This is a genomic window from Nocardia sp. NPDC049526, from assembly GCF_044465765.1.
Taxonomy (GTDB): Bacteria; Actinomycetota; Actinomycetes; order Mycobacteriales; family Mycobacteriaceae; genus Nocardia.
The window spans coordinates 61,125-77,515 of the sequence record NZ_JBITMA010000016.1 but is presented as its reverse complement, the minus strand read 5'-3'; the positions used below and the strand labels follow the sequence as shown (position 1 = coordinate 77,515).

Annotated in this window: 16 protein-coding genes; 12 read left to right on the top strand and 4 right to left on the bottom strand. The window is 66.8% G+C overall.

The annotated features are described in order from the left end of the window. Positions 1–23: 23 nt before the first annotated feature. From ACIBW7_RS36235 to ACIBW7_RS36225, 3 genes are read left to right on the top strand one after another with little or no spacing between them, the layout of a single operon-like run. Positions 24–443: a Zn-ribbon domain-containing OB-fold protein gene (locus ACIBW7_RS36235; protein ID WP_397054429.1), complete on the top strand. Its 420-nt coding sequence runs from the start codon at positions 24–26 to the stop codon at positions 441–443. Further along, entirely contained in the window at positions 440–1,585 is a 1,146-nt protein-coding gene (locus ACIBW7_RS36230; RefSeq protein ID WP_397054427.1) for a thiolase family protein, read from the top strand. Before ACIBW7_RS36235 ends, ACIBW7_RS36230 begins: the two co-directional genes overlap by 4 nt. Before the next feature lie 31 nt (positions 1,586–1,616). Further along, positions 1,617–2,831 (top strand): acetyl-CoA C-acetyltransferase, encoded by a 1,215-nt coding sequence (locus ACIBW7_RS36225; RefSeq protein WP_397054425.1) that lies wholly within the window; start codon positions 1,617–1,619, stop codon positions 2,829–2,831. 70 nt (positions 2,832–2,901) lie between these two features. Here the strand turns inward: ACIBW7_RS36225 and ACIBW7_RS36220 are convergent, their stop codons facing one another. Continuing rightward, positions 2,902–4,431, bottom strand: coding sequence for an acyl-CoA synthetase (locus ACIBW7_RS36220; protein ID WP_397054423.1), 1,530 nt, complete (start codon positions 4,429–4,431; stop codon positions 2,902–2,904). Positions 4,432–4,533: 102 nt separating this feature from the next. Here ACIBW7_RS36220 and ACIBW7_RS36215 point away from each other — a divergent pair, with 102 nt between their 5' ends. Further along, on the top strand, positions 4,534–5,373 hold the full coding sequence (locus ACIBW7_RS36215; RefSeq protein ID WP_397054421.1) for an enoyl-CoA hydratase-related protein: 840 nt from the start codon (positions 4,534–4,536) through the stop codon (positions 5,371–5,373). A 57-nt stretch (positions 5,374–5,430) separates the two neighbouring features. Here the strand turns inward: ACIBW7_RS36215 and ACIBW7_RS36210 are convergent, their stop codons facing one another. Further along, positions 5,431–6,471 (bottom strand): TIGR03617 family F420-dependent LLM class oxidoreductase, encoded by a 1,041-nt coding sequence (locus ACIBW7_RS36210; RefSeq protein ID WP_397054419.1) that lies wholly within the window; start codon positions 6,469–6,471, stop codon positions 5,431–5,433. Positions 6,472–6,541: 70 nt separating this feature from the next. On the opposite strand from ACIBW7_RS36210, the gene ACIBW7_RS36205 reads away from it, so the two are divergent. From ACIBW7_RS36205 to ACIBW7_RS36180, 6 genes are all read left to right on the top strand, one after another. Further along, positions 6,542–7,684, top strand: coding sequence for an acyl-CoA dehydrogenase family protein (locus tag ACIBW7_RS36205; RefSeq protein WP_397054417.1), 1,143 nt, complete (start codon positions 6,542–6,544; stop codon positions 7,682–7,684). A gap of 34 nt (positions 7,685–7,718) precedes the next feature. Next, positions 7,719–8,525, top strand: coding sequence for a hotdog domain-containing protein (locus tag ACIBW7_RS36200; RefSeq protein ID WP_397054415.1), 807 nt, complete (start codon positions 7,719–7,721; stop codon positions 8,523–8,525). A gap of 131 nt (positions 8,526–8,656) precedes the next feature. Continuing rightward, complete coding sequence (locus tag ACIBW7_RS36195) at positions 8,657–9,061, top strand: hypothetical protein (protein ID WP_397054413.1); 405 nt, start codon at positions 8,657–8,659, stop codon at positions 9,059–9,061. Positions 9,062–9,324: 263 nt separating this feature from the next. Next, positions 9,325–10,494 (top strand): thiolase family protein, encoded by a 1,170-nt coding sequence (locus ACIBW7_RS36190; protein ID WP_397054411.1) that lies wholly within the window; start codon positions 9,325–9,327, stop codon positions 10,492–10,494. Between the two features lie 2 nt (positions 10,495–10,496). Beyond that, positions 10,497–11,288: a crotonase/enoyl-CoA hydratase family protein gene (locus ACIBW7_RS36185; protein ID WP_397054409.1), complete on the top strand. Its 792-nt coding sequence runs from the start codon at positions 10,497–10,499 to the stop codon at positions 11,286–11,288. A 49-nt stretch (positions 11,289–11,337) separates the two neighbouring features. Then, positions 11,338–12,111, top strand: a complete 774-nt coding sequence (locus ACIBW7_RS36180; protein ID WP_397054407.1) for an SDR family oxidoreductase — start codon at positions 11,338–11,340, stop codon at positions 12,109–12,111. 225 nt (positions 12,112–12,336) lie between these two features. Here the strand turns inward: ACIBW7_RS36180 and ACIBW7_RS36175 are convergent, their stop codons facing one another. Both ACIBW7_RS36175 and ACIBW7_RS36170 read right to left on the bottom strand, forming a co-directional pair. Next, on the bottom strand, positions 12,337–13,017 hold the full coding sequence (locus ACIBW7_RS36175; protein WP_397054405.1) for a TetR family transcriptional regulator: 681 nt from the start codon (positions 13,015–13,017) through the stop codon (positions 12,337–12,339). 71 nt (positions 13,018–13,088) lie between these two features. Further along, positions 13,089–14,438, bottom strand: coding sequence for an acyl-CoA dehydrogenase family protein (locus ACIBW7_RS36170; protein WP_397054403.1), 1,350 nt, complete (start codon positions 14,436–14,438; stop codon positions 13,089–13,091). A 127-nt stretch (positions 14,439–14,565) separates the two neighbouring features. Between ACIBW7_RS36170 and ACIBW7_RS36165 the strand changes: the two genes are divergently transcribed. Continuing rightward, a complete protein-coding gene (locus tag ACIBW7_RS36165) occupies positions 14,566–15,666 on the top strand; it encodes an amidohydrolase family protein (protein ID WP_397054599.1) in 1,101 nt (366 codons plus the stop codon). 210 nt (positions 15,667–15,876) lie between these two features. Then, on the top strand, positions 15,877–16,389 hold the full coding sequence (locus tag ACIBW7_RS36160) for a PaaI family thioesterase (protein WP_397054401.1): 513 nt from the start codon (positions 15,877–15,879) through the stop codon (positions 16,387–16,389). The last annotated feature ends 2 nt before the right edge of the window (positions 16,390–16,391 follow it).

Genomic DNA, 16,391 nt, shown 5'->3' with positions numbered 1-16,391 from the left:
AAACAATTGTTACGATAGCCTCTATGACCACGCAAGTACCTGTCGCCGAGGGGGTCTTCACCTGGCCCTCCGACGATCCACGGTTGATCGCCTCGGAACGAGACGGCGTCCTGTCCTTTCCCGCGGAGCCCGGTGCGCCGGAACGTCTGCTGGGCAACCGCGGGACGTTGTGGAGCTTCACCACACAGCAGTTCCGGCCCCCGTCGCCGCCCTACGACGGCAACGACACCTCGGAGGCGTTCGTTCCGTACGCACTCGGCTACATCGAGCTGCCCGGGGAGCTGTTGGTGCAGGCCAGGCTCACCCAATCGGACCCGGCGAAACTGCGGATCGGCCAGCCGATGGAAATGGTGGTCGTGCCGTACACGGTTCGCGCCGACGGCACCGAAGTGCTCACCTACGCGTTCGCTCCCGCCGATACCACTGGAGGTGAAACCGAATGACCGACATTGCGGTAGTGGGTGTAGGCCTGCACCCGTTCGGCAGGCACGGCGACAAACAGGCTCTGCTGATGGGTGCGGAGGCCGCACGTGCGGCCCTGGCTGATGCCAACGCACAGTGGTCGCAGGTCCAGACGGCCTACGTCGGAAGCCACGAAGTGTCCAACCCGGACGCGATCGTGGGCTGGCTGGGGTTGACCGGGATCCCGGTGCGCGGTGTGTTCAACGGCTGCGCGACGGGAGGTACGTCGCTGCAGATGGCCGCGGAGGCGATCCGGCACGGCGAGGCCGACGTGGCGATGGCGATCGGGATGGACAAACACCCCCGCGGTGCGTTCGCCGCGGACCCCTCGGTGCTCGGGCTGCCGTCGTGGTACGGCCAGACCGGTATGTTCTTGACTACTCACTTCTTCGGAACCAAGGCCACCCGGTACCTCCACGACCACGGGGTCTCCACCGAAGCCCTCGCCCGGATCGCGGCGAAGAACCTGCGCAACGGCTCGATCACGCCGCACGCGTGGCGCCGCAAGCCATTGTCGCCCGAGCAGATCCTGGCCGCACCCGTGGTGAACCATCCGCTCACCCAGTACATGTACTGCAGCCCCGACGAGGGCGCGGCGGCTGTTGTGCTGTGCCGGGCGGATCTGGCCTCGAAGTTCACCTCCGCACCGGTGTATCTCCGCTCTTCGGTGCTGCGTAGCCGACGCTCGGGCGCATTCGACGTGAACAGCCCGTCGATGCCGTTGGACGGCGCGCCGAGCCCGACGGTCGACGCATCCAAGGCTGCCTTCGAGCAGGCGGGTCTGGGGCCGGACGAGATCCGGGTCGCGCAGTTGCAGGACACCGATGCGGGATCGGAACTGATCCACATGGCGGAGAACGGGTTCTGCAAGGACGGCGAACAGGAGCAGTGGATCGCGGACGGCGCCACCGAGATCACCGGCCGGCTTCCGGTGAACACGGACGGCGGGCTCATCGCCAACGGTGAGCCGATCGGCGCGTCCGGATTGCGGCAGGTCTACGAGATCGTGCTGCAACTGCAGGGCCGTGCGGGCGATCGGCAGGTCGCCGGCGACCCCAAGACCGGCTATACCCACCTGTACGGCTCTCCGGGAGCGTCCGCAGTGTCCATTTTCTCCCGGTGATCGACGAACCAACAAGAATCGAGGATCGACGGTGCGTGACGCCGTAATCTGCGAGCCGCTGCGAACCCCGGTCGGCGGGTTCGGCGGTGCGCTGAAGGATGTGCCCGCCCACGAGCTGGCGGCGACGGTGATTCAGGCGATCATCGATCGGACCGATATACCACCGGAAGCCGTCGACGATGTGCTGCTCGGCAACTGCTATCCGTCGATGGAGGCCCCCGCGATCGGGCGGGTGGCAGCGCTCGATGCGGGTCTCCCGGTGAGCGTCACCGGTTTACAGATCGACCGCCGGTGCGGCTCGGGGTTGCAGGCGGTGCTGTACGCGGCCGGTCAGGTTGCTTCCGGCGCCAGCGAGGTCGTGCTGGCCGGCGGTGCTGAATCCATGAGCTCCGCGCCGTTCTACTCGACCTCGATGCGGTGGGGCGCCAAGTCGGGTCCCGGTGTGCTGCTCAATGATTCGCTCGCGAGGGGGCGCGTGACCGCCGGCGGGGTGAATTTCCCGGTTCCGGGCGGGATGCTCGAGACTGCCGAAAATTTGCGGCGGCAGTACAGCATTTCGCGGCAGGAGCAGGATGAGTTCTCCGTGCGCAGTCATCACAACGCCGCACAGGCGCAGACCGCGGGCAAGTTCGCGGACGAGATCGTGCCCGTCACGGTCCGGGGCCGCAAAGGCGACACCGTTGTCGACCGCGATGAGCACATCCGCCCCGATTCCTCGGTCGAGCAGCTGGCGCGGCTGCGGCCCGTACTCGCCGCGAGCGACGCCGAGGCGACGGTGACCGCGGGCAATTCCTCCGGGCAGAACGACGGCGCGGCCGTCTGCGTCGTCACCCATCCCGCCAAGGCGGCAGAACTGGGCCTACGTCCGCTGGTGCGTCTGGTGTCCTGGGGGGTGGCCGGGGTGGCGCCGGCGACGATGGGCATCGGCCCCGTTCCCTCCGTACAACGTGCGCTCGCGGCGGCGGAACTCGGGCTGGAGAAGATCGATCTGATCGAGCTCAACGAGGCCTTCGCGGCGCAAGCGCTGGCCTGCACTCGCGAATGGGGTTTTACCCCAGCTGATTTCGATCGCCTCAATGTGAACGGGTCCGGGATCTCGCTCGGACACCCCGTCGGTGCCACAGGTGGCCGGATTCTCGCCACACTGGCGCGAGAGATGGTTCGCCGCGATGCCCGCTACGGCGTGGAGACGATGTGCATCGGCGGCGGGCAGGGCCTTGCCGCGGTGTTCGAGAAAGTGGCCTGAACAGGGCTTCGGAAAAGGATTGCCGGAACGTCGGCGGCGGTGGCTTCACCGTCGCCGACGTTCCCGTCGATCACGAATTCATCAGTTGCTGTTTGAGCTCGTGCTTGCGCAACTTACCGGTCGGGGTGCGTGGCAATTCCTCGGGAAACCGGATGTCGCGGGGCACCTTGAAACCCGCCAACTTCGCCCGGGCGAAGGAGATCAGTTCGGCGGCGAGGTCCGGGCCGGCCGCCTCCGGGTCCTGCAGTTGCACGGCCGCGGTGACGCGTTCGCCCATCTCCGGGTCGGGCAGCCCGACGACCCCCACGTCGGCGACCGAGGGATGCATCAACAGGACGTCCTCGATCTCGCGGGGATAGATATTGACCCCGCCCGAGATGATGAGGTGGGTCCGGCGGTCGGTGAGGAAAAGGTAACCGTCTTCGTCCAGGAACCCGGTATCGCCCACGGATGCCCCGCCGCGGGCGTCGCGGGCGGCCGCGGTCTTTCCCGGATCGCCGTGATAGGAGAACTCGCCGCTGTCGGCGAACCAGACCGTGCCGACTTCTCCGTCGGGCAGTTCGTTGCCTTCGTCATCGGTGATATACGGCCGCCCGAGTATCGGCTTGCCGACCGACCCTGGCTTGCGCAGCCATTCCTGTGAGGTGATGGTCGTGGCGCCCACCCCCTCGGTGCTGGAGTAGAACTCGAAGAAGATCGGCCCCCACCAGTCGATCATCGCTCGTTTCACGTCGACCGGGCACGGGGCCGCGGCATGGACGGCATGGCGCAGGCTCGACAGGTCGTATCGGGCGCGCATCTCGGCGGGCAACTTCAGCATGCGCACGAACATGGTGGGCACCCACTGACTGTGGGTGACGTGGTGGGTGGCGATCGCGGCGAGGGCCCGCTCGGCGTCGAAACGTTCGAGGACCACCACCGTGCCTCCGCTGCGGTGTACGCCCATGGTCCAGGCGAGTGGCGCGGCATGGTAGAGCGGGGCGGGGGACAGATAGACATCGCCCGGCGCGAATTCGAGCAGCTCACGCAGCCACCGTCCCGGCACGTCGGGGTGGCTGCCCAGGGGCAGGCCGGACAACGGCCGGCGGATACCTTTCGGACGACCCGTGGTGCCCGACGAGTACAGCAGGAAATCTCCCTCGGACTCGTCCGGAATCGGGGTGTGCGGCCGTAACGAGCGCTGTTGCTCGTAGCTTTCCCACCCGTCGTGCGCGGTACCGATCATCAGGCGACCGTGCGGCGCTAGTGCGGGGTCGGCCAGCAGCGCATCCGCGAGGGGGGCCAGCGCGTCCGAGGCGACCACCAGCTGAGCACCGCTGTCGCGCAGGATGTAGGCGGCCTCGTCGTCGGTGAGATGGGTATTGATACCGACGTAGTACAGCCCGGCACGTTGGGCGCCCCATACCAGTTCGAAGTATTCCGCTCGGTTGTCGGCGAGGATCGCCACACAACTTCCCGCTGTCAGACCACGGTCACGGAACAGATGTGCGGCCTGGTTCGACCGAGCCTCCAGCTCGCCGTAGGTAACGACCTGACCGGCCGGTTCGACGATGACCGCGAGCTGCGCGGGGTCGGCGCTGCCGAAGGGAGTCCCGGGCATTTTTCCTCCTCATATGTTGAGGACTAAATGATATAACTATTAATTCGTGGTGGCTGGTGGATGCGTGACAATCCCGCACTCACCCGATCGAGGAGGACCGACATGAGTGAGGCTGCAGCGCGGGTCGAGTGGACGATCACCGATGGGATCGCGGATGTGCGGCTCAATCGCCCGGAGAAACTGAACGCTCTCGACGACGAGATGTTCACCGCGTTGATCGGTACGGCCGCCGAGCTGCGCGCGGAGCCGGATCTGCGGGTCGTAGTGCTCTCGGGTCGCGGTCGCGGCTTCTGCGCCGGCCTCGACCTGGACGCCTTCCGCGCTATGGCCGAGGGGCGTGCGTTCCGCCCGGCGGATTCCGATGTCCAGGCCGCGGAGCTCGCCGGTGACGGCGACCCGGAGCTGACCCGCGGACAGCGCGCGGTGCTCGGATTCCGCAACCTTCCGGTCCCGGTGATCGCGGCGGTGCACCGCCCGGCGCTCGGCGGTGGCCTCCAGCTCGCGCTCGCCGCGCATATCCGGTTCGTGGCTCCCACTGCCACGCTCGGCCTGCTCGAGTTGAACTGGGGGGTGGCGCCGGATATGGGTGGCACACAACTGCTGCCCCGCCTGGTGGGATCGGATGTCGCCGCCGAGATGATCCTGACCGCCCGGCGGGTCGACGGTGTGGAAGCCGAGCGAATCGGTCTGGCTACCAGGTCGGTCGCCGAACCTCTCACTGCCGCAATGGAGTTGGCCCGCACGGTGGCCGCCCGAAACCCGGACGCGGTTCGCGCGCTGACCACGATTCTGGCGGCGCCGTCGTTCGCCGAGGGGCTGGCGGCCGAACAGGCCGCGCTGCGCACCGTTACCGGCGCACCGAATCAGCGCGAGGCGGCCGCGGCCGCGCTCGAGAAGCGTGCTCCCGTGTTCGTGACCGGGGCAGGTGCCGCGCGGAGCTGATCACCATGGCTGCATCGCGGAGCGAGCGTTCGGTGGACTCCGCGTGCTGTCGCCTTGTCAGGAGCGCGCGTTCAGTTCCGCAACCGCGGGCAGCCAGATTGCCGGGTCGTGGTCGTAAGGGGCGTAGAAGCTGAAGCGTTCCACGAGGTCGCCGAATCGGGCCTGCACGGCCGCGCCGAGCCGGTCGGGCTCGGCCACCACGGCGAAGGTGTCGAGCACCTCGTCGTCGATGAGTTCGCCCATGCGTCGCCAACGATCATCGTCCTCGCCCTTGGACAGCCTCGTTAGTTCACGGCCCAGCTCTTCCCATCCGTGCAGGGCGAGGACGGGCTGATAGGTGGGTGTACTGCCATAGAAGGCGATCTGGTCGCGCACCGCTGCGGCGGCACGAGCCATGTCTTCCTCGGTCGCGCCCGTCACCACCAATCCGGACAGGCTGATGGAGAAGTCGCGCAGGTCGCGCCCGGCGTTCTGCCGCCCCTTCTGTAGCGTCGGCACAGTCCGCTCGCGCAGGAACCGCTCGGTGGTGAACGGGTGCGGTAGCAGGCCGTCGCACACCGCGCCGGCTACTTCGGTCATCCGGTCGCCCACGGCCGCGAGGTAGACCTTCGGGGGACCCCAACGGCTCGGTTCGGGTGCGAAGAACGGGGTCATGAGGGTGTGGGTGTAGAACTCACCATGGAAATCCAACGGGCCACCGGTCTGCCAGCAGGTCCAGATCGCGTGCAGCGCATCGACGAATTCCCGCATGCGCCGTGCGGGATTGCTCCACGGCATCCCGAATCGGCGTTCGATGTGCGGTTTGATCTGAGTGCCGAGTCCGAGCAGCAGTCTGCCGCCGCTGAGCAGTTGCAGATGATGTGCCGTGTAGGCCAGCGACATGGGATTCCGGGCGAAGGCTACCGCGACCGCCGTGCCGAGTTTCAGGTGTCCGGTGCTTTGTGCCATGGGGACCAGCGGCAGGAACGGGTCGCCTGAGGACTCTGCGCTCCACAGCGCGTCGTATCCCTCGCTCTCGGCCCTACGGCCTTCCTCGGCCAGTGCGTCCAGGCTGTCCGTCCCCGGTGCGGGCTTTGCCAGTTTTACGTCGACATACATGGGTATCTTCCTCACTCCTCACATCGGACAGTATAATGAGTTAACTGAATGAAAGGATGGCGGCCAGATTATGCGACGCACGATTCTCGAACCGGAGCACGAGCAGTTTCGGCAGACCGCACGCACCTTCTACGAGAAGGAATGCGTGCCCTACGTCGACGAATGGGAGAAGGCCGGTCACACGAGTCGTGATGTATGGCTGCGGGCAGGGGAGTTGGGTCTGCTCTGCTGGGAGGCACCCGAAGAGTACGGCGGTGCGGGAATCAAGGACTTCCGGTTCAATGCGGTGCTCAACGAGGAGTACTGGCTCACGGGCTCGGTCGGTGTGGGCTTCGGCGTCCAGAACGACATCCTGATGCCGTACTTCCTCGAGCTGACCACCGAGGAACAGAGGCAGCGCTGGCTTCCGGGCATGGTCTCGGGTGAGCTCATCACCGCCATCGCGATGTCCGAACCCGGCGCGGGTTCGGATCTTCGCGGCATACGCACCACGGCCCGGCGCGACGGAGATCATTACGTCATCAACGGCTCGAAGACGTTCATCTCCAACGGTCTGCTGTGCGACCTGGTGGTGGTGGCGTGCAAGACCGATCCGGAGGCCGGGCACAAGGGCGTCAGCCTGATCGTCGTGGAGGCGGGTACGCCGGGCTTCACCAAAGGCCGCAAGCTGGACAAGATCGGCCAGCATTCCGCCGACACCGCCGAGCTGCACTTCGAGGACGTCCGAGTGCCAGTGGAGAACCTGATCGGCGAGGAGAACAAGGGTTTCTACCATCTGATGCGCAACCTGCCGAAGGAGCGACTCGGGATCGCCGTCCACGCGGTGGCCGGTGCGCAGCGCGCCTACAACCTGACCCTGCCCTATGCGCGTGAACGCCAGGCATTCGGCCAGCCGATCGGCACATTCCAGGTCAACCGCCATGCCCTGGCCGAGATGCAGACCAAGCTCGAGGTCATGTGGACATATCTCGACCAGTGCATCGCCGCGTTGAACGCCGGTGAGCTGACCGCGCAGGAAGCGGCGGGCGCGAAGTGGTGGACCACCGAAACCCAATGGGAGATCCTGGACCGGTGCCTGCAGCTGCACGGCGGCTACGGGTACATGAACGAGTACGAGATCGCACGGCTGTGGCGGGACGCACGCGTTCAACGCGTGTACGGCGGAACCAACGAGATCATGAAGGATCTCATCGGCCGCTCGATGGGCCTGTAGTGGTCGTGGGCGCGACGGCCATGCGGTGCCGCTCATGACCGCAGGGACCATGACGGGGGAGTTTCTGCCGCTGAGCCCGGTCGAGGCCGGCGTCGGACTCACCGCGCGGAGGGTCGGTCTCGGCCGGACGGAACTTCGTGCGCCGTTGCCGCCGGGTTCGCTCGACGCCGGCCGGCTGTCGCCGGCGCTGCTGGCGGTGGCGGCCGATAGCGCGGTGGCGACCGCGGTATTCGCTCATCCGGCGGGCTCGCCCACCGGCGTCACCGTAGAACTGCGGGTGGACCAGCTGGCCCCGGTCGCGCCGGGTGCCCGTCACCTCGACGTCAGCGCCGTCGCGCTGGGTGTGACCCGCGAATTCGGAACCGGGCGTGCCGAATTTCGGGACGACCAGGGAACTCTGATCGCTCATGCGGTGGGCGTGATGGTCGGTGACACCGCCGGTAAGCCCCCACCCTGCTACGGCGACAAGAACCCGCCGTCCCCGATGGACCCGTCGATTCTCCGGGTCCATTCCGAGGCCGATGGCTCGGCGCGGGTGGATGTCGTCGGGGACATGCTCAACTCTCGGGGTGTGGTGCACGGTGGTGTCGTCATGGCACTCGCCCAGCTCGCGCAGGAGCGCTGCCATCGCGCGCCCGGCGCGACGCTGCGGCCACTGGGGTTGAGCGTCTCCTACCTGCGACCCGCGCCCGGGGAAGATTTTCTGCGCTTCCGCTCCGCATACGTGCGCAAGGGCAGGCGGTTGTGGACGCTGCGCACCGAGGTCCTGCGGCCGGACGGAGTGGTCGTCGCGGTGGCGATCGGCACCGGGGCGGTGTCGGCAGTCCCAGCGGCGGGCTGATTCCGGCTGCGGTCGCCCTCTTCGACCGACCGAGTAGTGAATCCAGGTGTTTTCACGGGGTCGGCCCGGCGTTCCGTCGGGCACCGTGGACATGTGACCGGGATCATGGTCTGCGAGAGGAATCAATGCTGATGAACCACGTCTCCGCCCAGGAATCGTCCTATTGTGCCGCCGAGGACTGTCCGGCACCGGTGATCGCGATCGTGAACCTGATGCTCGATTGGGACCTTCCGGTCCTGGAGATCAGTTCGGACGAGTTGGCGGAGTGGCTCGAAGTCCCCGTAGATGCGGCCCGGCGGGCCCTGCTGGAGCTGGGTGCGCTGCCCGGTGCGGACGTGCTGCTGCCGGCGGAGCCGCACGCCCTGGTTCGGGCGACACTCGATGTCGACCGGTGTCCACTCACCGCCCCGCGCCCCGGTGCGCTTCGGTTGGTGTACAGCCGGGACGGCTTGCCCGAGAGCGGTGCGACCACCGCTTCTCGGGCGATCCGGCGGACCGGCGAGGCCACCGCCGAAGGGCTGCGCCGTCGAGCGTAGACACATGCTCCGCTCGGCGCCGAGCTCGACTGCCCCGCCGGCGCTTCGATTTCCGAGAGGTGCCGCGAACTGCGCTCACCGCTGGACCCACCCTGTCCCGGCAACGTTGCTATGGGGTTGTCCTGGGGGTAAGGCGGTTGGCTCGTCGGTCCACGCGCTTGCCAGGTGAGCGGGCTAGAGTGTAATTATTTAATTAATAGTTTCGGACACGGTGATGCCATGGCCGGGTTCCGGGCGATGATCGGACACGAGAGGACTTCCAGATGCGTGACGCTGTAATCGTCGAGGCTCTGCGCACACCGATCGGCAAGCGCAAAGGTGGCCTTGCCGATGTGCACGCCGTCGAGTTGTCGGCCCTGATACTGAAATCGATCGCCGAGCGAACCGGTATCGATCCCGCCGTCGTGGACGACGTGCACTGGGGCAACGTGATGAGTGTCGGCCAGCAGTCCGGCAACATCGGCCGCATGGCGGTGCTCGCCGCCGGCTGGCCGGAATCCGTCCCCGGCTTCACCATCGACCGGCAGTGCGGCTCGTCCCAGCAGGCCATCTCCACCGCCGCCGCGGCCGTCATCTCCGGCCAAGCCGACGTCGTGTTTGCCGGCGGCGTCGAGATGATGTCGGCCATACCGATGGGGGCCTCCAATGTGCCGGGAACCGGCGAGATGGGAGGACCTGCGGTCACCCGCTACGCCGACCGTTTGACCGACCCCGGCTTCGGTGGTGCGTTCAACCAGGGCTACGGCGCCGAGGTGATCGCCGATCAATGGAAACTGTCGCGCACGCAGCTGGACGAATACTCCGTTCGCTCGCACGAGCGGGCCGCCGCCGCGCAGGACGCCGGCTATTTCGAGACCGAGATCGTCGCGGTCGACACCGGGGCCGGCACCGTGAAATCGGACGAGGGGATCCGTCGAGGGTCCACCGTCGACAAACTCGCCACTCTGAAAACGCCCTTCAAGGAGGGCGGGGTTATCAGCGCCGGAAATGCCTCCCAGATCTCCGACGGGGCGGCAGGCGTGCTCGTGACGACCTCGGAGAACGCCGCGCGCCTCGGTCTGCCCCCGCTCGCCCGGATACACACCGCGGTGGTGACCGGCGATGATCCGGTCAAGATGCTCACCGGTCCGATCCCGGCGACCGCGCTGGCCCTCCGTAAGTCCGGGCTGAGCATCAGCGATATCGACGCCTTCGAGGTCAACGAGGCCTTCGCGCCTGTCCCGCTGGCCTGGCAGATCGAGACCGGCGCCGACGAGGCGAAACTCAATCCGCTGGGCGGCGCAATCGCGTTGGGGCATCCGCTCGGCTGTTCCGGCGCTCGCCTGGCGACCACACTCATCCATCACCTGATCCGGACTGGTGGGCGATACGGCTTGCAGACGATGTGCGAAGGTGGCGGGACCGCCAACGCGACGATCTACGAGCGGGTCTGACCATGGGAACTTCCGACGTGTCCGCGCCATCTCGGACGGCGGCCCTCCTCGTCGAGCAGCGCGAGCGTGTCCTGGTCATCACGATCAACCGGCCCGCGGCCCGCAATGCCATCAACGCCGAGGTCAGCCACGGTCTGGCCGACGCTATGGAGCTGCTCGACAAGAGCGCCGATCTCTCGGTGGGTGTGCTGACCGGCGCCGGCGAGAACTTTTGCGCCGGTATGGATCTCAAGGCGTTTCTTGCTGGTGAAAATATCGCTGTCGAAGGTCGGGGCCTCGGTTTCACCGAGGCCCCGCCGAGTAAGCCCGTTATCGCGGCGGTCGAGGGATTCGCTCTGGCCGGGGGCACCGAACTGGCACTGGCGACCGACCTGATCGTCGCGTCGCGTACTGCGGCCTTCGGTCTGCCCGAGGTCAAGCGCGGGCTCGTCGCGGGTGGCGGCGGATTGCTACGGCTACCGCGGCGCATTCCCTACCAGATCGCGATGGAGTTGTCACTGACCGGAGAGACCTTCTCGGCCGAGCTCGGCCACCGCTACGGTCTGGTCAATCGCTTGGTGGAGCCTGGTGCGGCACTCGACGGCGCTCTCGACCTCGCGGCGCGCATCTGCCGTAACGGACCGCTGGCCGTTGCCGCCACGAAGCGAATCCTCGTCGAGTCGGCCGACTGGACCGATGCCGAGGCATTCGACCGGCAGCGCACGTTGCTGGAGCCGGTCTTCGCATCCCGGGACGCCCGCGAAGGCGCCGAAGCCTTCGCGCAGAAACGCGAACCGGTGTGGACCGGCGAGTGAGCCGCATCTGGTGCGCATCCCCACAGCAGACATACCGAATGGAGAAGATATGAGCACTTCGGCGACCGAAGTGGCACTGGTAACCGGTGGCGCGGGCGGGCTCGGCGAAGCCGTGGTCCGCCGCCTGCACAAGGCGGGAATCGCGGTGGTCGTAGCCGACCTCGCCGACGACCGCGCCGGTCAGCTGGTCCAGGACCTGGGTACCGGCGCCCACTACGCGCGAACCGATGTGACCTCCGAGGAATCGGTACTGGGGGCGCTCGACGCGGCGGCGGAACTGGGCACGCTGCGCCATGTCGTGATCGCGCACGGTGGCTGGGGGGTTGCCGAGCGGGTGGTCAAACGAGACGGTACCCCGGCGAGCCTGGAGGGCTTCAGCAAGACGCTCGATCTCTATTTGGTCGGGACATATAACGTTTTGCGACTCGCCGCGGCCCGGATGGCTGGCGGCGAGCCGAAATCCACGGGCGAGCGTGGCTCGGTAGTCGCCACCGCGTCGATCGCGGCCTACGAGGGGCAGATCGGCCAGTCCGCCTATGCTGCGGCGAAGGCGGGTGTCGTCGGACTTACCCTGGCGGCGGCGCGTGACCTCAGCTCGGTCGGCATCCGGGTCAACACAGTCGCGCCCGGCACGATGCATACCGCGATGATGGAATCGGTGGGTGAAGAGGCGCTGGCGAAGTTCACCAGCAATATCCCGTTCCCGAAGCGCCTCGGTTCTCCGGACGAATTCGCGGCCCTCGTCGAACATCTGCTGACCAACGGCTACATCAACGGAGAAGTGGTCCGCCTCGACGGCGCCCAGCGGTTCGGCCCACGCTGATCACTCGGTCGATATACAACTCCCGGCCGCGACGAGGCCCGCTTCGGGGTGCACCCGTGGCGGACCTCGTCGTTTTGTCGGTACCGGTCGAGTGAACAGAGGCTCTCGGCGATCGAATAATGCACCCGCCATTGAGGTTGCGGGCCAGTAGTCCCGACACCGAGATCGCGCCCGCCACCGAGGTCGAGTCGTTCTGCGCCGGGACCTCGAGCAGGCCGCCGCTGGTCAGGCGCCGCCGAGGCCCGCGTCGCGACGGTTCGCCGCAACCCGCGCGCGCAGACCGTCGATGAGGAGGTCGATACCGAAGCTGTAATAGTCGGCCCCGTGAAGTTCGCCGAGGTGCGGGACAACCTGGGCCAGGGTGGGCGGCAGTTCGGCGTCGTCGCGCGGCACGTCGGCCAAGGCCACCTGGTAGCGGCCGAACAGATAGGTGTGGATCGTCGAATAGGCCAGCAGAACCTGTTTGTCTCGGAGTCCGGCGTCGACGGTGATCGCCATGATCGCATCCACCAGTCGGCGATCGGAGTGCAGCATTCGTTGCAGCAGCAATCCGGCGATACCCGGGTTGCGACGGAGTTGCGCGTCGATGCGGTCGATGAGCACTCGAAGTTGGACATCCCACGGTCCGTCGGCTTCGCCCGGGATCTCGACGTCGGCCAGGGTGCGTCTCGCGACGAGGTCGAGTAACGCCTGTTTGTCCGTGACGTAGGAGTAGGCAGCCATCTGCGAGCGGCCGAGTTGCTGCGACAGCCTCCGCATCGACAGTGCGTCGAGACCGTCCGTCCGGATGATCTGCAACGCCGCATCGACAATCTGGTCTTCGGTCAGCGTCGGCGGGCGTCCCCTGCCTCGCCGGGATGCCGTCACGGATCCGTCGACGGCTACCGACCGATCGCTGGATCCCACAGGGGCAGTGTACTCACCGGACCGGCGGGGTCCGGTGAGTGTCACCCGCGGGCTCCTGTCGCTCACGACGATCAGATCCCGAGGCGCTCGAGCAATCGTTCGTGGGCGAGTGCCGGACCGCCCAGCAACAGGTCGGTGCCGCGGGCGCGGGTCGCGATGGCTTCGACGGCAGCGGGATCGAGGTCGCCGGTCACCGCGGTCAGCCGGAGCGCGACCTGCCGAGCCGCGTTCGAGCAACCGATGTGTGCCATCGCCGCGGCCGCCGCGCCTGCGTCGAGATCGTCTTCGCCTTGGAGTCGCACCGCGCGGTACCACAGCGCCGTCGCGCCGGCCCGTAGTAGCTCGAGTTCCGCCAGCTTCCTGGTGTAGCCGCGCCACGAGTTGCTGTCGTCGGAGGAGGGCAGCACCTCGGACAAGCACTTCAGCGCTCGATCGACGAGCCCCATCTGCTCCCCGGCGAGTACTGTCGTCGCCCGGTCGACCGTGCGGTTCATGATGCGGCCGCCCGCTCCTTCTCTGCCGATCAAGACCGCGGGCGTGTTCTCGAAGCCGACGCGTACCAGGGGACGCGCTTCATCGAGCGAGTCCATGGATTCGATGGTGATGCCCGGTGCATTCCGGTCGACCAGGTACAACGACGGGCCACCGATATTGCGGGCGACCACGAAGATGGTCCGCGCCGCTTCCGCGCCCGGGACGAACCACTTTTCACCGGTGAGCTGCCAGCCGTCAGTGCTCGCCGTGGCGCGGGTTCGGACCAGTGCAGGATCCCACGAGCCGGACTTCTCCGCCGCGGCGAGTGTCGAGTGACGCACGTCCACGCTGTCGTCGGTCGGCGAACCGGCGATGGCGAAAGCCTGCGCGGCGAGCCCGGCGGCCGGAAAGTAGTCGGTTTCGCTGAGCGTGTATCCGGCCGAGTAGGCCACCTGCGCGAGACCGGTGGCCCGCGGGCCGAAGGCGGCGGCTTCCCACTCATCCTCGGAGAGAATCGCGGAGAGCGCTTCGTTGCGCTCGATAACGTGTCCGGTGACGTCTACCGCCAGCTCGTCTATTGCCCGTGAAGCGTCGGCGCTGAGTTGGCCGGTGGCCTGGACGAGCGGCAGTAGCTGCGCACGGAATGTGTTGCCCGTCGCTGCGAGCAGGTGCGGGCCCAGCACTTCGGCGACGAATTCACCGGCGGACGCGAGGACTCGGCTCTCCGCCGCTGCGAGGGCCGGCGCGGAGCACTCGACTGCGCCGGTGCGCAGCTCGCGAACGGCGGTCAGCCCCGTGAGCAGTTCGCTGAGCCGACGCCGGAGTGCGCGATCGTCCCAGGTCCAGGTGGATCGCGTCAGTGCGGACAGGGTTTCCGCGTTCAACATGGCGAGGTAGTCGTCGCGCTGTTCGCGGGTGAGGCCCCTGCTGCCGGTTGTGGGTTCCATCGCGCCTCCCAAGGCTGTCGTTCGACGTTCACTACATAGGATGACTTCTTTTCGTTACAGTGTAAAGTATGTAGGCGGGCCGGGCCGCGACGGTAGGACCCGAACGTCACTCGAACGAGGAGAGACCATGACTGAGGCGATGGCTGCCGTTCAGGAACAGCACGAGGACGGCAAGATCTGGGCAAATTCCGGCGACTCCCATTTGATGGAGCCGGAAGATCTGTGGACCGCCCGGCTGCCCAAACGTCTCGCCGACCGAGCACCTCGCTCGGAACGCGGCGAGAAATACGAGATCGTCTACATCGACGGCACGCAAATCGATCGTCAGCTCAACGATTTCATGGACGCCATGCGCCCCCCGGGGTTCAAGGACCTGAACATCAGGCTGCGAGATCTCGACCAGGAGGGTGTCCGCAACCAGCTCGCGTTTCCCTCGATGGGCTTCTGGACCTGCAATATCCGCGACCCGGAATTGGAGGCCGCGGTCGCCGGCGCCTGGAATGACTGGGCGATGGAAGAGGTGATGGGCCGTCAGGACCGGATCTTTGCTCCCGCGATTGTTCCGCTGCTGGATGTCAAGCAGGCCGTGGCGGAGGCCGAGCGTGCGGCCGAGATGGGCTTCCGGGCGCTGTATTTCCCGTGCGGTATCGACGACGACCGGGCTTGGGGCTTGGATCGGTGGGAGCCGCTGTGGACGGCTGCAGAAGAGATGAAACTCCCGCTCTGCTGGCATATCGGCACCGGCGCGGCGAACGTCGTTTACCGCGGTCCCGGAGGCGCGGTCGTGAACTACATGGAGACCACATACCCGGGGATGCGAGTGATCACGCATCTGGTCGCGGGCGGTGCGCTCGACCGGCATCCGGATCTGAAGGTGCTGATCGCGGAAGGCGGCGCCGGCTGGGTGCCCGCCATCGGTGACCGGATGGACGAGGCCTACCGCCAGCACGGCATGTTCGTGCGTCCCCGGCTGTCGCGGTTGCCCAGCGAAATCATCCGCCAGCAGGTGTACGCCTCGTTCCAGCACGACATCAGCGCCGTGCAGGTCATCGAAGACACCGAGTACAACAACGTGATGTGGGGCGACGACTATCCGCACCTGGAAGGCACCTACGGGCACACCCAAGAAACGCTGCACACCATCTTCGACAATGTCGATGTGAAGATTCGCGACCGGGTGTTGCACGGCGCGTTCGAGGAGTTCTTCCCGGCGGTAGCGGCCGCCTGAGCGCCCCGGACGGTAGCGGCGAGTCCGCTCGGATGTGTCCGGACGGTTCGGTGGCCGGCGCTGCGGCCACCGTGCAGTGCTGCTGCCAGTGCGCGGCCGGGCGGATTACCTGTCCCCGCCGGGCTTCGGCCCAGCTCGGTGCGTGCGGCGATCAGGTGCGGAAGTCTTTCTCATGAAAGGGCTCATGTGAACGAAAGCGGAACAAGAGAAATGGGACACCCCACCACGACGGTGGATTCCCGCGACCCGTCACCGGTGGATGCGCCCGAGTCGCCGGATGGGGTGCGCCTCTGCTTCGGGTGTCGCGCGCGGAACCGCTGCCGGTTCGAGATCGAGCGTGAACAACTCGGCGATGACGGTGTCGTGATCAGCCGCGTGGTGTGCTCGCGTGAGAACGAGGGCGGGCCGGAGGTAGCACACGGCGGTTGGACCGCCAGTGTGATGGATGAACTCGTCGGGCACACATTGTTACTGAACGACGAATTTGCGGTCACCGGGACGCTGACCGTCAAGTTCGTGCGTCCGGTACCTGTCGGGTGGCCGCTGATCGGACGGGCATGGATTGTGGGAACGGAGAACCGCAAGGCCTTCGTCCGCGCGACGCTGGAACTCGAAAGTTCCGGTGCCATCGTGGCCGAAGCCGACGCGACCATGATCAAGCGTCCCGCCGCCCATTTCGAGCTGCATTACCAGTGGCTCGAGACGCAGCGCGGCAAGGAATAACA

Bases quoted from the DNA above. Each gene is read 5' to 3' on its own strand.
- ACIBW7_RS36235 (WP_397054429.1), top strand. From the start codon at position 24: ATGACCACGCAAGTACCTGTCGCCGAGGGGGTCTTCACCTGGCCCTCC.
- ACIBW7_RS36230 (WP_397054427.1), top strand. From the start codon at position 440: ATGACCGACATTGCGGTAGTGGGTGTAGGCCTGCACCCGTTCGGCAGG.
- ACIBW7_RS36220 (WP_397054423.1), bottom strand. From the start codon at position 4,431: ATGCCCGGGACTCCCTTCGGCAGCGCCGACCCCGCGCAGCTCGCGGTC.
- ACIBW7_RS36215 (WP_397054421.1), top strand. From the start codon at position 4,534: ATGAGTGAGGCTGCAGCGCGGGTCGAGTGGACGATCACCGATGGGATC.
- ACIBW7_RS36210 (WP_397054419.1), bottom strand. From the start codon at position 6,471: ATGTATGTCGACGTAAAACTGGCAAAGCCCGCACCGGGGACGGACAGC.
- ACIBW7_RS36205 (WP_397054417.1), top strand. From the start codon at position 6,542: ATGCGACGCACGATTCTCGAACCGGAGCACGAGCAGTTTCGGCAGACC.
- ACIBW7_RS36200 (WP_397054415.1), top strand. From the start codon at position 7,719: ATGACCGCAGGGACCATGACGGGGGAGTTTCTGCCGCTGAGCCCGGTC.
- ACIBW7_RS36195 (WP_397054413.1), top strand. From the start codon at position 8,657: ATGAACCACGTCTCCGCCCAGGAATCGTCCTATTGTGCCGCCGAGGAC.
- ACIBW7_RS36190 (WP_397054411.1), top strand. From the start codon at position 9,325: ATGCGTGACGCTGTAATCGTCGAGGCTCTGCGCACACCGATCGGCAAG.
- ACIBW7_RS36185 (WP_397054409.1), top strand. From the start codon at position 10,497: ATGGGAACTTCCGACGTGTCCGCGCCATCTCGGACGGCGGCCCTCCTC.
- ACIBW7_RS36180 (WP_397054407.1), top strand. From the start codon at position 11,338: ATGAGCACTTCGGCGACCGAAGTGGCACTGGTAACCGGTGGCGCGGGC.
- ACIBW7_RS36170 (WP_397054403.1), bottom strand. From the start codon at position 14,438: ATGGAACCCACAACCGGCAGCAGGGGCCTCACCCGCGAACAGCGCGAC.
- ACIBW7_RS36165 (WP_397054599.1), top strand. From the start codon at position 14,566: ATGACTGAGGCGATGGCTGCCGTTCAGGAACAGCACGAGGACGGCAAG.
- ACIBW7_RS36160 (WP_397054401.1), top strand. From the start codon at position 15,877: ATGGGACACCCCACCACGACGGTGGATTCCCGCGACCCGTCACCGGTG.